Annotated in this window: 16 protein-coding genes; 14 read left to right on the top strand and 2 right to left on the bottom strand. The window is 64.5% G+C overall.

Features of this window, described 5'->3' with window-relative positions:
- Positions 1-6: 6 nt before the first annotated feature.
- Positions 7-1,530 carry an efflux transporter outer membrane subunit gene (locus tag I5R65_RS10755; protein ID WP_180669132.1) on the bottom strand — a complete coding sequence of 508 codons (1,524 nt, stop codon included), beginning with the start codon at positions 1,528-1,530 and terminating at the stop codon, positions 7-9.
- 263 nt (positions 1,531-1,793) lie between these two features.
- Here I5R65_RS10755 and I5R65_RS10750 point away from each other — a divergent pair, with 263 nt between their 5' ends.
- The 14 genes from I5R65_RS10750 (at position 1,794) to I5R65_RS10685 (ending at position 14,153) form a co-directional block, all read left to right on the top strand.
- The gene (locus tag I5R65_RS10750; protein WP_039875728.1) at positions 1,794-2,420 is read left to right on the top strand and encodes a TetR/AcrR family transcriptional regulator; all 627 of its coding nucleotides are present in this window, start codon (positions 1,794-1,796) and stop codon (positions 2,418-2,420) included.
- Positions 2,421-2,633: 213 nt separating this feature from the next.
- Complete coding sequence (locus tag I5R65_RS10745; protein WP_231395147.1) at positions 2,634-3,272, top strand: methylamine utilization protein; 639 nt, start codon at positions 2,634-2,636, stop codon at positions 3,270-3,272.
- Positions 3,273-3,312: 40 nt separating this feature from the next.
- Positions 3,313-5,703 carry an EAL domain-containing protein gene (locus I5R65_RS10740; protein ID WP_180669133.1) on the top strand — a complete coding sequence of 797 codons (2,391 nt, stop codon included), beginning with the start codon at positions 3,313-3,315 and terminating at the stop codon, positions 5,701-5,703.
- A gap of 61 nt (positions 5,704-5,764) precedes the next feature.
- Positions 5,765-6,793, top strand: a complete 1,029-nt coding sequence (locus tag I5R65_RS10735; protein WP_180669134.1) for a DUF3034 family protein — start codon at positions 5,765-5,767, stop codon at positions 6,791-6,793.
- Positions 6,794-6,811: 18 nt separating this feature from the next.
- Complete coding sequence (locus I5R65_RS10730) at positions 6,812-7,249, top strand: group 1 truncated hemoglobin (protein ID WP_370460966.1); 438 nt, start codon at positions 6,812-6,814, stop codon at positions 7,247-7,249.
- A 126-nt stretch (positions 7,250-7,375) separates the two neighbouring features.
- Entirely contained in the window at positions 7,376-7,747 is a 372-nt protein-coding gene (locus I5R65_RS10725) for a hypothetical protein (protein WP_180669146.1), read from the top strand.
- Positions 7,748-7,777: 30 nt separating this feature from the next.
- On the top strand, positions 7,778-8,341 hold the full coding sequence (locus tag I5R65_RS10720; RefSeq protein WP_180669147.1) for an RNA polymerase sigma factor: 564 nt from the start codon (positions 7,778-7,780) through the stop codon (positions 8,339-8,341).
- Complete coding sequence (locus I5R65_RS10715; RefSeq protein WP_180669168.1) at positions 8,338-9,213, top strand: anti-sigma factor; 876 nt, start codon at positions 8,338-8,340, stop codon at positions 9,211-9,213. Before I5R65_RS10720 ends, I5R65_RS10715 begins: the two co-directional genes overlap by 4 nt.
- Positions 9,214-9,401: 188 nt before the next feature.
- Positions 9,402-9,590 carry a hypothetical protein gene (locus I5R65_RS10710; protein ID WP_180669172.1) on the top strand — a complete coding sequence of 63 codons (189 nt, stop codon included), beginning with the start codon at positions 9,402-9,404 and terminating at the stop codon, positions 9,588-9,590.
- 198 nt (positions 9,591-9,788) lie between these two features.
- On the top strand, positions 9,789-9,977 hold the full coding sequence (locus tag I5R65_RS10705; RefSeq protein ID WP_006463972.1) for a YjfB family protein: 189 nt from the start codon (positions 9,789-9,791) through the stop codon (positions 9,975-9,977).
- A gap of 270 nt (positions 9,978-10,247) precedes the next feature.
- A complete protein-coding gene (locus I5R65_RS10700) occupies positions 10,248-10,550 on the top strand; it encodes a helix-turn-helix domain-containing protein (RefSeq protein ID WP_077236793.1) in 303 nt (100 codons plus the stop codon).
- Positions 10,547-11,887 carry a type II toxin-antitoxin system HipA family toxin gene (locus I5R65_RS10695; RefSeq protein WP_180669230.1) on the top strand — a complete coding sequence of 447 codons (1,341 nt, stop codon included), beginning with the start codon at positions 10,547-10,549 and terminating at the stop codon, positions 11,885-11,887. Before I5R65_RS10700 ends, I5R65_RS10695 begins: the two co-directional genes overlap by 4 nt.
- Positions 11,884-12,783, top strand: coding sequence for a pseudouridine synthase (locus I5R65_RS10690; protein WP_180669232.1), 900 nt, complete (start codon positions 11,884-11,886; stop codon positions 12,781-12,783). Before I5R65_RS10695 ends, I5R65_RS10690 begins: the two co-directional genes overlap by 4 nt.
- Before the next feature lie 92 nt (positions 12,784-12,875).
- The gene (locus I5R65_RS10685) at positions 12,876-14,153 is read left to right on the top strand and encodes a M20/M25/M40 family metallo-hydrolase (protein ID WP_180669234.1); all 1,278 of its coding nucleotides are present in this window, start codon (positions 12,876-12,878) and stop codon (positions 14,151-14,153) included.
- Positions 14,154-14,241: 88 nt separating this feature from the next.
- Here the strand turns inward: I5R65_RS10685 and I5R65_RS10680 are convergent, their stop codons facing one another.
- On the bottom strand, positions 14,242-14,910 hold the full coding sequence (locus tag I5R65_RS10680; protein ID WP_180669236.1) for a GntR family transcriptional regulator: 669 nt from the start codon (positions 14,908-14,910) through the stop codon (positions 14,242-14,244).
- Between the last annotated feature and the right edge of the window lie 106 nt (positions 14,911-15,016).

The raw sequence follows: 15,016 nt of genomic DNA, 5'->3' as shown, positions 1-15,016 counted from the left end.
CCAGCTTCAGCGCTGTTGCCGCTGTTGTTGCTGCGGCAGCGGCTGACCATAGGCCAGCCCGGCTTGCTGGGCCTCGAAACCGCCACCCAGCGCCTTGTACAGCGCCACCTGCTGTTCGCGGCGCTGCGCCTGCAGCGCCACCATGGACTGGCGTTGACTCAGTACGGCGGTCTCGGCCGACAGCAGCGTCAGTTGCGACACCAGGCCCAGGCGATAACGCTCGCGTGCCAGCTGGTAGGCGCGTTCGGCCGCTTGCAAGGCTTCGTCGCGAATCGGTAGCTGGCGCTCGGTCGAGTGGATCGCCGCGATCTGGCGTGCCACGTCGGCATAGGCATCGTTGAGCGCCTTGTTGTAGGTCGCCACGGCCAGCTCGTAGTTGGCGTACTCGCCCTTGAGTCCGGCCCGTAGCGCGCCGCCCTCGAAGATCGGCAGGGTGATCGCCGGTCCGAAGGCGATGCTCTTGCTGGCAGCGGTGAAGGGATTGCTGTCGATCAGGCTGTCAAAGCCGATCATGGCCGAGAGGTTGATGTCCGGGTAGAAGCGCGCCTTGGCCACGGTGATGCCCTGGCTGGCGGCTTCCACCTGCCAGCGTGCGGCCACGATGTCGGGACGGCGACCCATGAGGTTCAGCGGCAGGTCCGCCGGCAGGCCGGGCGTGGCCAGGTGCTGCAGGGAGGGCGGTGCCAGTTGCAGGCCGCGATCCGGCCCCTTGCCGCTCAAGGCGCCCAGTTGCTGGCGCAGCAGGATGATCTGGCCTTCGCTCTGCTCCAGCTGGGCACGTGCCTCGGCGCTGCTGCTGCGCGACTGGTTGCGCTCGATCTGGCTATCCAGGCCGGTGCGCACGCGCTCGGCGGTGATCTTTTCCAGGGAGGTACGCTGATCGACCGTGCGCTGCAGGATATCGTGCAGCGCATACTGCGCCGCCAGCTGGCTGTAGACCGAGACGATGGAGGCGGTCAGGGCCAGGCGTGCTTCCTGCTCACTGGCCTGGGCAGCTTTCTCGCTGGAGATGGCCTGTTCCAGGGCGGCCTGGTTCTTGTTCCACAGGTCGAGCTCATAGCCGACGTTGAGGCCGGCCTTCTTTTCGTTGTACCAGTTGCCGCCATACGGCGCCGGGTAGATCGAGGTGCTGGAGAACTGGTTGCGCGTGAACGATGCCTGCGCATCCACGTTGGGCAGCAGCGGCGCACCGCGCGATTCGGCCAGGGCGGTGGCAGCACCGATGCGGGCACGCGCCTGCTGCAGGCTGGGGCTGGCGGCCAGGGCTTCCTCGATCAGGGCGGTCAACTGGGCGTCGCCGAACTGGCTTACCCAATCAGTGCCCGGCCACTGGCCGTCGGCCGCGCCGGGATTGGGGTCCGAGAGACTGCGCTGGGTCGCGAAATCGCGGGCCTGGGCGAGCTGCTTGTCACTGCCGATGCCCTCGAAGCTGGCACAACCTGACAAACCAAGTGCGCCGAGCAGGGCGGTCGCCACGACATGGGTGGCGATCGCCCGTGGCCGGAGGCCGGGCGACGTGATGCGTTTCATAGAATTCTCCACGAAGAGGTATTTGGCGATACGAGTTCTTTTGTGAGTTTTGCGACCCGCTGACGCCTGCGCAGCAGGCCACACGCATGGGAAGCTGGCGGCGCCGGTTCGACCCGACGCCAAGCGCTCACCTGGATTTACGAGTACCATCCGGGGGCGGGGCGAGTAAAAACTCATTTTCCGTATTATACTTGGATATACGAACAATCACTCATGTTGTGAATTCGCGTCGGGGGCGGGCGAATTCCTTACCAAAGCTGCCAATGAAACTGCAACCCAGAAAAGAACCACGCCAGGCGCGTTCGCGGGCGATGGTCGATACCATCCTTGATGCCATGTCACGCGTGCTCGTCGAGCGCGGCTATGCCAAGACCAACACCAATCTCGTGGCCGAATCGGCCGGTATCAGCGTGGGCTCGCTGTACCAGTATTTTCCCAACAAGGACGCCCTGATCTTTGCCCTGCGTGAGCGCCACGTCTCGCGCATGCTGGGGCTGTTCGAGGATGTGGTGGCCCATATCGATGCCGCCGGTTCCTTGCGCGAAGACTTCGACAAGCTGATCGGCGCCCTGGTGGCGGCCCATCTGCTGGAACCGGAACTGAACCGCATCCTGGAAGAGGAATTCCCGGCCTACAACCTGCCGGTGTCCAGCGAGATCCGCCAGCGCTTCTTCGAGGCCATCCGCCGCGTGCTGGAAAAGCACCGCAGCAGCATCACCACACCCGACCTGGATGTGGCCACCTTCGTCCTGCAGCGCATGTTGAAGGCGCTGATCAATGCCGTGGTCCTGACGGGGCCGGGTGGACTCTCCGCAGGGAGCGTGCGTCCGGAAATTCTGCCGGCAGTGATCGGCTATCTGACTGCTCCAAGAGAAGATTCGCAGGCATAATCGAGAAGTTTGGTGAAGGTCCATGAGGGGACTGTTCACCGGCAGGGCTGCCGTAAAGGAGGGTGGGGTTGCTCCGGGGTAATTCAGAAACTCCCCTATATGCAGCGCGAAGGGCTTCCGTATAGTGCAGGGTGAAGGGAAAAGCTTGCCGGATGCGCCATGGAGGTGGTGCGCCGGGTGCTTCCCGCCGTTACCCATTTTCCATCAAGCGATATGCACAACAAGAACATGCGCCGCAGGGCAGGGCTGCTCGTCAAGGTCATGGCATGTATCTGGGCCGCTGCTGGCGCCTGCGCGGCGCAGGCCGCGGTCTCGGTGCAGGTCCTCGATAGCGCCGGTCAGGTGGTTCCCAATGCCGTGGTCTACGCCGAACCGGCGGGCGGTGCCGCCGCACCCGCCAAGCCGCCGCGACAGGTCGAGATCGAGCAGAAGAACAAGACCTTCATCCCGCTGGTGACGGTGGTACAGACCGGCACGCCCATCCTGTTCCCAAACCACGACAATATCCGGCACCACGTCTATTCGTTCTCCCCGGCCAAGACCTTCGAACTGAAGCTTTATTCCGGCGTACCCGGCAGCCCGGTGGTCTTCGACAAGGCCGGAACCGTGGTCCTGGGCTGCAATATCCATGACGAGATGGTGGCCTATGTGCAGGTGGTCAATACGCCCTATTTCGGCGTGACCGATCGCAGCGGCACGGTCCGGCTGGATGGCCTGGGCAATGGCCGCTACACGCTCAAGGCCTGGTATTTCACCATGGGCCCGAACCAGGCCGCAGTGCAGCAGGCCCTGGAGGTCCAGGGCGACGGCAAGGCCGCCATCAAACTCAACGTCAAGGCAGTACCGCTGTAGGGCGGCACCGTCCAGGGCAAGCAAGGGAAACGGGGCAAGGGTGCGTCTCTACCGTCTGGAAAGCAAGATCGTTGCGCTGTTCATCATCCTCATCGTGGTGGTGCAACTGGCCGGCTTCGTGGCGATCCGTACCGCCATCGACCGCAACGCGCGCAGCGCCATCAGTGACGAGCTGGTGATCGGTGAGCGCGTCTTCACGCGCCTGCTGGACCAGAACGCCCAGAAACTGACCCAGGGCGCAAGGCTGCTGGCGTCCGACTTCGGCTTCCGCCAGGCCATTGGCACCGACGACCGTGACACCATCGGCTCGGTGCTGGCCAACCATGGGGCGCGCATCGGCGCTTCCATGGGCATGCTGATCGCCACCGACGGCACGATTCGCGCCTCGACCTTGGAGTACCCCGACACCGACCTCCAGCGCAGCAGCCTGGAACTGGTGCGCAAGGCCGACAAGGACAATGCCAACGGTGCCGCCGAGAGTGTGGTGGTGGGGGAGAACCTGTTCCAGATCGTGGCCGTACCGATCAAGGCGCCGGTGACCATCGCCTGGGTGGTCATGGGTTTCCCGGTGGATCGCGATCTGGTCAATGACATGCGCGCCCTGTCGCAGCTGCAGGTGTCCATCCTGGTTCGCCAGCGCGGGCGCCCCGACTGGGTGTCGGATGTATCGACCCTGGCCAAACCCGAGGCGCAGATGCTGCTGCGCGAAGTCGGCGACGTGCGCGCTGCCGGCCCGGCCGACCTGCAGATCGACGGTAACCAGTATCGCGCCCGCATCCTGCCGCTGGCGCAGGCCAGCAACGGCCAGCAGGCGGTGGCGGTCTTGCAGCGTTCGGTCAGCGAAGCGGTGGCACCCTATCAGCGGTTGCAGCTGATCCTGCTGAGCATTACGGTATTGGGCGTGCTGGGTGCGGCAGTGGCCAGCGCCGTGATGGCGCGGCGTATCACCAGCCCTCTGCGTGAGCTGGCCAGCGTGGCCAAGCGCCTGGGGGCGGGCGACTACAGCGAGGGCCTGTACATCCGGCGCCAGGACGAGATCGGCCGCCTGGGCGCAGCCTTCGAAACCATGCGTGGCGAGATCGCCAAACGTGAACTGAAGATCAGCCGGCTGGCCTATCAGGACCACTTGACCGGCCTGCCCAACCGGGTGCAGTTCGCCGATCTGCTACGGGACGCCATCATCGACAGCGGGGACTCGGTGGGCGGTACCTGCCACATTCTGATGATGGATCTGGACCGCTTCCAGCAGGTCAACGATGTGCTGGGTCACCGCTTCGGCGACGACCTGCTGCGCCAGGTGGCGTCGCGCTTGACGGCTCAGTTGTTGTATCCGGGGGCCAAGGTGGCGCGACTGGGCGGCGACGAATTTGCCATCCTGCTGCCCGGCGTGAACCTGGAAGGCGCGCTGGCGCAGGCGTCCCATATCCTGCGGGCGCTGGAGCAACCCTTGTCGCTGCAGGAACAGACGGTGGATCTGGGCGCCGGCATCGGCATCGCCGGCTATCCGGCCCATGGGCGCAGCAGTGATGTCCTGCTCAGCCGGGTCGAGGTGGCGATGTACACCGCCAAGCGCAAGGGCAGCGGGGTGGTGGTCTACGACCCCGCCATCGACCGCAGCAGCCAGGAAAGCCTGTCGCTCCTTTCCGAGCTGCGCCGCGCACTGGAGCGCGACGAATTCATGCTCTATCTACAGCCCAAGCTGGACCTGGCCTCCGGCGAAGTGTTCGGGGCCGAGGCGCTGGTGCGCTGGCTGCATCCGGACAAGGGTTTCATCGGCCCGGACAATTTCATCCCCTTCGCGGAGACCACCGGTTTCATTCGTATGCTGACCATCTGGATGATGGAAAAGGTCGCCGGTCTGTCGGCCGAACTGCGTCGCAATGGCATCGCCCTGAAATTCTCGGTCAACCTGTCTACCCGCGACCTGCTGGACCAGGAGTTGCCGGCTGCCTTCGCCGCCATCGTCCAGCGCCACGGACTGACACCCGCCGCGCTCTGCCTGGAGATCACCGAGAGTTCCATCATGGACGACCCGGCGCGCGCCCAGAACACGCTGGACCGGCTGGCCGCCATGGGGTTCGCCTTGAGCATCGACGACTTCGGTACTGGTTATTCCTCGCTGGCCTACCTGAAGCGGCTGCCGGTGCGGGAGCTGAAGATCGACAAGTCCTTCGTCATGAAGATGGCACAGGATCAGGACGACGCCAAGATCGTGCGTTCCACCATCGACCTGGGCCATAACCTGGGCCTGCGGGTGGTGGCCGAAGGCGTGGAGAGCGAAGAGGTCTGGTTCCTGCTGCGGCAGATGGGCTGCGATCAGGGACAAGGCTATTTCATGGGCAAGCCCATGCCGGTCGAGCGTTTCCTGGAATGGCGGCAGCATTGGCGTGCGCCGGAGGTACTGGACCAGTCCGAGAACATGGCGGTATGAGCGTCGGCCAGGGGCCGACCGCATCAATGACGGACCAGATAAGTGGGGCAGGGGGAGTGGGATGAAGAACACCATCAAGGGCGGCGCTCTGGCGCTGCTGGCAACGCTCTCGGCGCCTGTGCTGGCGCAGATGAGCGATGCCGAACGCGACGCCTGGGCGCTGGCCCAGCAGCAGAAGGCGGCCCGTGCCATGCGCGCCGCGAGCGCAGCCGCAGCAGCGACGCCCGCGGCGACCAGCGAGGCCACTGCGCCCACAGCGTCCGACGATCGCCGCTGGATGCCCGACCTGGGCAAGCTCACCGCCACCGGCGGCGTGATTCAGGTGGAAGGCGCCGGTGGCGGTGGCTTGACGCCCTGGGCCCTGATCACCGGTTACGGCACCCGCGACAGCTATGGTGCCAATGCCCACTATACCTACCTGTCGACCCAGGATTACACCTTGAAGTCCTACGGCGTGGCCGTGGGCATCCTGGACCGTGTCGAACTCTCGCTGAACAAGCAGGAGCTCTATGGCAGCCTGGTGCCGCTGGCCGACCTCAAGATCAGCCAGGACATCGTCGGCATCAAGATCAAGCTGGCAGGCGACGCCGTCTACGACCAGGACCGCTGGCTGCCACAGATCGCAGCCGGGGTCATGTTCAAGCATAACAATGGCATCGGCGGCCTGGGGGCGGTCACCAGCGTCAAGCAACTCGGCGCGGCCAGCGATGCCGGCATCGACTATTACTTGTCGGCCACCAAGATCCTGCTGGAACAGAGTCTCCTGCTCAACGGTACGCTGCGCCTGACCAAGGCCAACCAGATGGGCCTGCTTGGGTTTGGCGGCGACCAGCGCGATCGCTACCAGCCCATGGGCGAGTTCTCGGCGGCCTACCTGATCAACCGCAAGCTGGCGCTGGGCGTGGAGTACCGCATGAAGCCGCGCAACCTCGCGGCCGACCACGAGAAGGATTACTACGACGCCTTCCTGGCCTGGTTCCCCAGCAAGAACCTGTCGATGACCTTGGCCTACGTGGCGCTGGGCGACATCACCGTCTACAACCCCAAGCGGCAGCGCGGCGTCTATCTGTCGCTGCAGGCCGGATTCTGAGCGCGAGGAGCAGCCATGATGAGACAGCAGATAGCGCGCGCCGCCGCCGCCCTGGCCCTGGCCGGCACACTGGGCGCGGCCCAGGCGCAGACGCCGCCGGACGACAGCCTCTACCGTGCCCTGGGTGGCTTGCCGGTGCTGCAGAAGGTGGTGGATGACTTCATGGCCAACATGCTGGCCGATCGACGCATCAAGCATACGTTTGCCGAGTCCAATATTGAGCGCGTCAAGCAGAAGCTGGTGGAACAGTTCTGCCAGTTGAGCGGCGGTGCTTGCGTCTACACTGGAGACCCCATGCGGGAAGTGCACCAGGGCCTCAAGCTCAGCAATGCCGACTTCAATGCCCTGGTGGAGGACCTGCAACTGGCCATGGACGCCAACGGCATCCCCTCGCACACCCAGAACCGGCTGCTGGCCCTGCTGGCACCGATGCAACGCGAGACCGTCAGCCGCTGATGGTGCGGCGCGGCACGGCTCAGGTAAAAATATTTTTGCAGGGACGGGAATAATGCAGGGGCCGGCCTCGTATACGTCGGCATGGGTATGGCACAACGCGCAACCCGACCACGAAAAGGAAATGACATGAGACTGCTCGCAACTTCCCTGCTGGCCCTGGCCTGCGCCTCGGCATCCCTGACCGCCTCGGCCCAGAGCGCCGGCGTCAAGACCATGGACGGCATCCTGGTCGATGCCCACGGCATGACCGTCTATACCTTCGACAAGGACACCGCCAACAGCGGCAAGAGCGTCTGCAATGGCCCTTGCGCCAAGCTGTGGCCGCCGGTGGCACCCATGGGCATGCCCGCCGCCCCGTATTCCACCGTGACCCGCGATGATGGCAGTGCCCAGCTGGCCTATCAGGGCAAGCCGCTGTACCTGTACGAAGCCGACAAGAAGCCTGGCGAGCGCAGCGGTGACAACTTCAAGGACATCTGGCACGTGGTCAAGCCCTGATCTGAGGCATCAGGCATCGGGAGCGCCTCCATGTTCGGACGCAAGGCCAGGCTGGAACGGCAACAGCGGGAACGACAGGCCGACGAGCAAGCCATGCTCGCCTGCCTGCCGCGCCTGCGTCGTTACGCCCGTGCCTTGACCGGCGAACGCGAGGGCGCCGACGATCTGGTGCAGGACACGCTGGAACGCGCCTGGCAAAAGCGCGATAGCTGGAAGCGCGGCACCGACATGCGCCCCTGGCTGTTCGCCATCATGCACAACCTGCATGCCGATCAGCGCCGCAAGCCGGTGCTCAATACGGTGGAACTGGAATTGGAGCAAGCGGAGACCATCGCGCCCCCCGCACCGGCCACCGACCAGGGGCTGGCGCTGGACCTGGAAGTGGCCCTGCAGGCGCTGCCGGCCGAACAGCGTGAAGTCCTGTTGCTGGTGGTGCTGGAAGAAATGCGTTACGAGGATGTCGCGGTGACCCTGGGCATACCGACCGGTACTGTCATGTCGCGCCTGTCACGCGCCCGTGAGCGCCTGCGCAACGCGATGGACGGGCCGGGAGGCCTGGGTAGCGCCGGTTCGACCTTGAAGGTGGTGAAATGAAGACCCCGGCAATTTCCGAAGAAGAGCTGCATGCCTATGCCGACGGCCAGTTGCCGGCATCGCGTGCCGGCGAAATCGCCGCCTGGCTGGAGCAGGACCCGGCGCACGCTGCAGAGTTGCAGCAGGTGCGCGCCTGGCGCGCCCAGAATCGCGCATTGCACGCGCATTACGATCCGGTGCTGGAAGAAGCGCTGCCTCCCCGCCTGGCTGCTGCGGTGCTGGCAGGGGGCGGCGAGGAATATCGCCGCCGCGATGAGGGTGCCGTCGCCAGTGCTGCCGATAGCCCGCTCTGGTGGCGCTACGCCGCCATGCTCCTGTTGACCCTGGCAGGTGGTCTGGGTGGCTGGTACCTGCGAGACTTCGCCGCCGGCAGCAACCTGCGCACCCAGGTGGCCTCGGCCCCGGTGATGCTGGCACGCCAGGCGGCGGTGGCCCACACCGTCTTCAGCGCCGACCTGCGGCGCCCGGTGGAAGTCGGCGCTGACCAGGAGCAGGCCCTGGTGACCTGGCTGTCGCGTCGGCTGGGCGCCAATGTACGTGCCCCCAAGCTGGCTCCGCTGGGTTATGACCTGATCGGCGGTCGCCTGCTACCCGGCCAGAGTGGGCCGGTGGCGCAATTCATGTACCAGGATGCAGCCGGCCAGCGGCTCACCCTGTATGTCTCGCATGATCAGGTGCAGAACCGCGAAACCGGCTTTCGTTTCGCCCAGGAAGGCCGCGTCAACGTCTTCTACTGGATCGACGGCCAGTTCGGTTACGCCCTCTCCGGCAGCCTTGCCCGCCCGGAACTCTCGCGCATCGCCAGTTCGGTCTACGAACAACTGGCCCCTGTGGGGCTCACGCCACCTCCGGCAGTGACCCCGGCCAACTGAGCCCGGCAGGGTTTACAAGTGCAAAAGCGGGTAAGGAAGAGGTAATCACCGTCAAGGCGCGCCACTTGGCTGCCGCTAACACATTCAACCATGACGTAAAGCCAGTACCACCGTGTAGGGGGGAATCCGGAAACACGGACGGGCAGGCAGCGTCATGGCCCCGTTGCAGTTCACACAAGGAGTTTCATATGGAGCTAGCAACGCTCGCCAGCGGCGCGGCAACGGCCTGGCTGGCCGACAAGGCGGCGAAGTCCGTCGGCATTGATCTGGGCAAGGTCGCCAAGACGGCGGTGGATGATGTGATCGGCGCGGCCACGACCGTGGCGCGCCTGCCGGCCAATATCAATATTGGCCGCATCATCAACACCATCGTCTAGGCAGACAGGGCGCGCAGGATGGCGCTCAGTGAATGGCATCACTTGATCGCACCCCTCGGGGTGCGATTTTTTTGCGTGGCAGAGAGGACAATACCGGGAAAAATTTCTTGATTGACGTAAAGAAACGCGATTCAATGCCGTAATTGAAGCACCGGGCTGGGCATCTTCTGGTTCGGTTTCCCCCAAAAGGAGAGATCCATGGATATCAACCAAATCGCATCGGTCGCCACCAGCCTGGCCTCGGCGCAGACTTCGGACTCAGTCAACATGCTGGTCCTGAAGAAGGCGCTGGATAGCCAGGCCGCTGCGGCTGTCGGTATGCTTCAGGCATTGCCGCAGTTGCCGGCCAATCCCAATATTGGCCGCAACGTCAACACGACCGCCTGAGTGCTTGCACAGACTTTTAAAATCGCAGTCTCCGGACTGCGATTTTTTTTTGGCCTCCTCGCCCGACGCTTCACTTGACCTATGTGCGGCGCAAAGCCTTCCACGCTCCGAGCCCGTTTGGAGTGGTCAGCCCTGAAGGCAACTTCATATCATCAAAAAATAATAATAAATTGGGCAAATAATAAAAAGTCCAATTAAATGGTCTTGTAAATCGCGGTATGACCAATATAATGGACTTCAGGAAAAAAGCCCATTTCATTGGATCAGACGATGACCAACCTGCAAGACATCGGCCAGCGCATCCGCACCGCCCGCAAGGAGCAGGGGCTGACGGCCATCGAACTGGCGGCGCGCACCGGCATGCATCGCAACACCTTGCTGGCGCTGGAAACCGGGCGCGGCAACATCGAGCTGGTCAAGTTGCTGGCCCTGTGCGACGAACTGGACCTGGACCTGTTGCTCTTGCCCCGGCAGGCGGCCAGCCAGCGGGCCGCCGAGAGCCAGGGGGCGGGTAGCCAGACCGAACTGGGCCAGCGCCTGCAGGCACTGATGGGCAGGGGAGGCGAGGCATGAGCATGTTGCGCTCCCTGCGCATCCGCCTGGGCCAGACCGAAGTGGGCTCGCTGTTCGCGCTGGATGACGGTCGCTGCTATTTCCGCTTCGACGATGCCTACGCCCTGCAAGGGCCGCAGCGGCCGGTGCTCTCCCAGCTCTACCTGGCCTCCACCGAGGAACGTACCCTGGCACAGTTGCTCGACCCCACCCTGGCCGTGAATCGGGGGGACGGACGCGGCGGATTGCCGCCGTTCTTTCAGAACCTCTTGCCCGAAGGCCAGTTGCGCAAGCACCTGATCCAGCGCGCCGGCCTGGCGCCGGACGACGAATTCGGCCTGCTGGCCTATTGCGGTCGGGACTTGCCCGGCGACGTCTCGGCCCTGGCCGAAGAACTGGACGAGCGGGGAATGGGCCGGCTGCTGGGGCAGGGGCATGACAGCTACGAAATGAGTTCGGGCCAGTTGCCGGTGCCGGGCGGGGAATCGCTCTCCGGCGTGCAACCCAAGCTGGCCCTGGTGAAGGAGGCGGGCGGGCGCTACGTGATGCGTTCGCGCGACAGCCACGGCAGCCATTTCATCGCCAAGCTGCCGGCCACCGACTATCCCAACATGCCGCAGGTGGAGTTCTCGTCCCTGACGCTGGCCGCCGCCGCGGGCGTGAATACGTGCAGCTTCAGCCTGGAGCCCTTGTCGGCCATCGCCGATCATCTGCCGTTCGGGCTGCGCAACGATGCCAGCCGCTTCCTGCTGGTACAGCGCTTCGACCGCGATGCGCCCACTCCCACCGGGCGTCTGCACATGGAGGATTTCGCCCAGATCACCGGCACCGCGCCGGGCGCCAAGTACGTCGGGACCTATGCCGCCCTCGGCGTGGTGCTGGCCGAGCGCAGCACGCGCGGGGTGGAGGATGTCTACGAATTGCTGCGGCGGATCAAGGTCAACGAACTGCTGGGCAATTTCGACGCCCACCTGAAGAACTTCAGCCTGCTGTACCACACGCCCCAGGCAGCCTCCCTGTCGCCGGCCTATGACATCGTGGCCTATGCCGCCTATGTCGGCGGCGATGGGCATGCACTGGCCTTCCTGCCAGGGCAGACGGGCAAGCAGTTGCTCACCCCCGCCATCCTGCGCCAGCTGGCCAACCTGTGGCGCCTGCCGGAAGCCAGGTTGCAGGCGGTGCTGGTGGAGACGGTGGACCGCGCCATGACGCACTGGCCAGCCCTGATCGCCAGCCTGCCCTTGACCGAGGCCCAGCGTGCCAGGTTGCTGGCCCATCTGGAGGCCAATGCCAGCGTCGTCGCCTGGCGCCGTCGCGCCGCCCGCAAGAAGGCCGCGCCCAGCGGGGAGGGCGCATGAGGCCGACGCCGACCCTGCCCATGCGCGACGGCCTCTCGCCCAGCTACCTGTGGCTGCAGCCGGGGCCGTGGCGCGACATGCTGTCCTTCCTGGCGGAACGCTTTCCGGCCGTGCCGGCCACTATTTGGCGCGAGCGCCTGTTGCGCGGCGAGGTGCGCAACCAGCACGGCGAAGACCTGCGTCCTGATTCAGCTTATCGTAGCGGCGACTGCATTTTCTATTACCGCGAACTGCCGCAGGGCGAGCCACGCATCGCGGTCGAGGAAAAGATCCTGCACCTGGACGAGCACCTGCTGGTGGCCGACAAGCCGCATTTCCTGCCGGTGATCCCGACCGGGCGCTTCGTGCAGGAGACGCTGCTGGTCCGGCTCAAGCAAGCCACCGGTCTGCAGGACCTGGTCCCCATCCACCGGCTGGACCGCGAGACCGCAGGCGTGATCGTCTTTTCGCACCAGCCGGCCAGCCGGGGCAAGTACCAGTCGATGTTCCAGCAACGCGCCATGTTCAAGGTCTATGAAGCCCTTGCCCCCTTGCGGCCCGACCTGGAGCTGCCGCGCGTGCATCGCAGCCGGGTGGAGGAAATCCCGGAGCAGTTCTTCAAGATGCATGAAGCCGAGGGGCCACCCAATTCGGAAACCCATATGTCCCTGATCGAACAGCGTGGCGATCTGGGCCTGTACCGGCTGGAACCGGTCACCGGCCGGCGCCATCAGTTGCGGGTACACATGGCCTCGCTGGGCATCCCCATCGTCAATGACCTGTTCTACCCGGACGCGGTGCCGGTGGGCGTGGCCGATGATCTGGATCGTCCCCTGAAGCTGCTGGCCCGTTCCCTTTTCTTCATCGATCCGCTCGATGGCAGTGAACGCCACTTCACCAGCGAACGCGCTCTGTGAATCAGCCTCACCCACAACCAGCCTTACCAATAACCAAGCTCACCAACAGGGATGATCACAATCCCGCCCATCCACCCAAGGAGAATCCCTGCATGAAACCTTTCACCCAACTGCGTTGCACGGCCCTCGTCGCCGCCCTGTGCCTGCCCGTGCTGGCCCAGGCCGCTCCCGTGGAGCCGGTCTATGGCATGGCCCGCCAGGAACAGGCCGGCCTGCTGGACACCCTGCGCGAACTGGTGAGCATCGAATCCGGCAGCAAGGACCTGGAAGGCCTGGCGCAGCTGGCCGGCCTGATCAAGCAGAAGCTGGAGGCGCTGGGCGGCAAGGTGCAGTTGCTGGACGCGCCCGAGGTCTATCGCATGGACGATACGCCCGAGAAGCTGGGCCAGATCGTCCATGCCGAATTCAAGGGCAACGGCAAGCGCAAGATCATGCTGATCGCCCACATGGATACGGTCTACCTGCGCGGCATGCTCAAGGACCAGCCCTTCCGCGTCGATGGCAACAAGGCCTACGGGCTGGGCATTGCCGACGACAAGCAGGGCATCGCCACCATCCTGCATACGGTGGCCATCCTGCAGAAGGCGGGTTTCAAGGACTACGATACCCTGACCGTGCTGATCAACGGTGACGAGGAAATCAGTTCGCCCGGCGGACGCTCCCTGCATACCCGGCTGGGCGCGGAGCAGGATGTGGTGTTGTCGTACGAGGGCGGCGGTGCCGACGGCCAGTTGCGCCTGGCCACCAGCGGTATCGGCGCGGCCTACCTGGAGGTGAAGGGCAAGTCCTCGCATGCCGGTGCAGCACCTGAGAAGGGTGTCAACGCCTTATATGAACTTTCGCACCAGTTGCTGCAGTTGAACCAGCTTTCCCAGCCTGAGCGTGGCCTGAAACTGAACTGGACCGTCGCCCAGGCCGGTAGCAACCGCAACGTGATCCCGGCCCAGGCCAGCGCCCAGGCCGATGCGCGGGCGCTGAAGGTGAGCGACTTCGAGCAGTTGCAGCAGGCCCTGGCCGAAGGGGTGAAAAAGCAGTTGATTCCGGAGGCCAAGGTGAGCGTGAAGTTCGAACTGCGTCGTCCGCCGCTGGAAGCCACGCCGGTGTCGCGTCAGTTGGCCCACTACGCCCGCACCATCTACCAGGAAATCGACATGCCGTTGAAGGTGGCGGAGGTGGCCACCGGTGGCGGCACCGACGCCGCCTTTGCCGCTTTGAAGACCAAGGGCGCGGTGATCGAGGGCATGGGGCTGAGCGGCTTTGGCGCCCACTCCAATGATGCCGAATACGTGCTGCTCGATACCATCGTGCCGCGCCTGTACCTGTCGTCCCGACTCATCATGGATATTGCACAGGACAAGGTGAAGAAGTGAAGTAAAGCACCTGCCAGGCTGGCGGCAACATCAGCAAAAACGGCGCCCACGGGCGCCGTTTTGTCATCTCAGGAACGCTGGAAAGCTGTCAGGCCGCCGACTTCAACTGGTGCAGCGACGCCACCAGATCGGCAAAGCGCTGGCCCTGGATCATGATGTGGTGGCGCAGGACTTCCACCGTCTTCTCGGCATCGCCGGCGATGATGGCATCGACCGCGGCCTGGTGTTCGTCGAAGGACATCTTCAAACGGTCCCGCACCCGCAGCTGCAGGCGCCGATAGGGCCGCAGGCGGCGGTGCAGGGCGCGCGCCTGGTCGGCCAGGAAGCCGTTGTGGCTGCCGGCGTAGATGTGGTCGTGGAAGGCCTCGTTGAGGTAGAAGTAGGCGTCCGGATCGCTGGCGTCGCGGGCGGCCTGGCAGGCCTGATGTGCCGCCAGCAGTTCGACGTGCTCGGTCGGCGTCATCCGGCGCGCCGCCAGGCGGCCGCACATGGCCTCGAATTCGGCCATCACCTCGAACATCTCGATCAATTGCTGCGGGCCGATCTCGGCGACGATAGCGCCCCGGCGCGGACGCATCTCGACGATGCCCATCGAGGCCAGCTGGATCAGCGCCTCGCGGATGGGCGTGCGCGAGACCCCGAATTCCTCGGCCAGCGAGGTTTCATCGAGATGCTGGCCGGGCGCCAGCTTGCCTACGGCAATCATCTCTTCTATCGATTCGCGCAGGGTTTCGGAGCGGGTCTTGGGGGTGTCCATGATCAAGTTGCCTTTAAAGCAAGCATTGTAAAGGGAATGCGATCCACAGGATTAATGCTTGACAATGTATGCGTTTGAAACGAAATTGTATACACGATGAGAGCAT

It is taken from the genome of Herbaspirillum sp. AP02 (assembly GCF_015767275.1).
Lineage (GTDB): Bacteria > Pseudomonadota > Gammaproteobacteria > Burkholderiales > Burkholderiaceae_D > Herbaspirillum.
The sequence above is the reverse complement of the archived record's forward strand: the minus strand, read 5'-3'. Positions and strand labels throughout refer to the sequence as shown.

Bases quoted from the DNA above. Each gene is read 5' to 3' on its own strand.
- I5R65_RS10720 (WP_180669147.1), top strand. From the start codon at position 7,778: ATGTTCGGACGCAAGGCCAGGCTGGAACGGCAACAGCGGGAACGACAG.
- I5R65_RS10705 (WP_006463972.1), top strand. From the start codon at position 9,789: ATGGATATCAACCAAATCGCATCGGTCGCCACCAGCCTGGCCTCGGCG.
- I5R65_RS10730 (WP_370460966.1), top strand. From the start codon at position 6,812: ATGAGACAGCAGATAGCGCGCGCCGCCGCCGCCCTGGCCCTGGCCGGC.
- I5R65_RS10715 (WP_180669168.1), top strand. From the start codon at position 8,338: ATGAAGACCCCGGCAATTTCCGAAGAAGAGCTGCATGCCTATGCCGAC.
- I5R65_RS10735 (WP_180669134.1), top strand. From the start codon at position 5,765: ATGAAGAACACCATCAAGGGCGGCGCTCTGGCGCTGCTGGCAACGCTC.
- I5R65_RS10685 (WP_180669234.1), top strand. From the start codon at position 12,876: ATGAAACCTTTCACCCAACTGCGTTGCACGGCCCTCGTCGCCGCCCTG.
- I5R65_RS10690 (WP_180669232.1), top strand. From the start codon at position 11,884: ATGAGGCCGACGCCGACCCTGCCCATGCGCGACGGCCTCTCGCCCAGC.
- I5R65_RS10700 (WP_077236793.1), top strand. From the start codon at position 10,248: ATGACCAACCTGCAAGACATCGGCCAGCGCATCCGCACCGCCCGCAAG.
- I5R65_RS10710 (WP_180669172.1), top strand. From the start codon at position 9,402: ATGGAGCTAGCAACGCTCGCCAGCGGCGCGGCAACGGCCTGGCTGGCC.
- I5R65_RS10745 (WP_231395147.1), top strand. From the start codon at position 2,634: ATGCACAACAAGAACATGCGCCGCAGGGCAGGGCTGCTCGTCAAGGTC.
- I5R65_RS10695 (WP_180669230.1), top strand. From the start codon at position 10,547: ATGAGCATGTTGCGCTCCCTGCGCATCCGCCTGGGCCAGACCGAAGTG.
- I5R65_RS10725 (WP_180669146.1), top strand. From the start codon at position 7,376: ATGAGACTGCTCGCAACTTCCCTGCTGGCCCTGGCCTGCGCCTCGGCA.
- I5R65_RS10755 (WP_180669132.1), bottom strand. From the start codon at position 1,530: ATGAAACGCATCACGTCGCCCGGCCTCCGGCCACGGGCGATCGCCACC.
- I5R65_RS10680 (WP_180669236.1), bottom strand. From the start codon at position 14,910: ATGGACACCCCCAAGACCCGCTCCGAAACCCTGCGCGAATCGATAGAA.
- I5R65_RS10750 (WP_039875728.1), top strand. From the start codon at position 1,794: ATGAAACTGCAACCCAGAAAAGAACCACGCCAGGCGCGTTCGCGGGCG.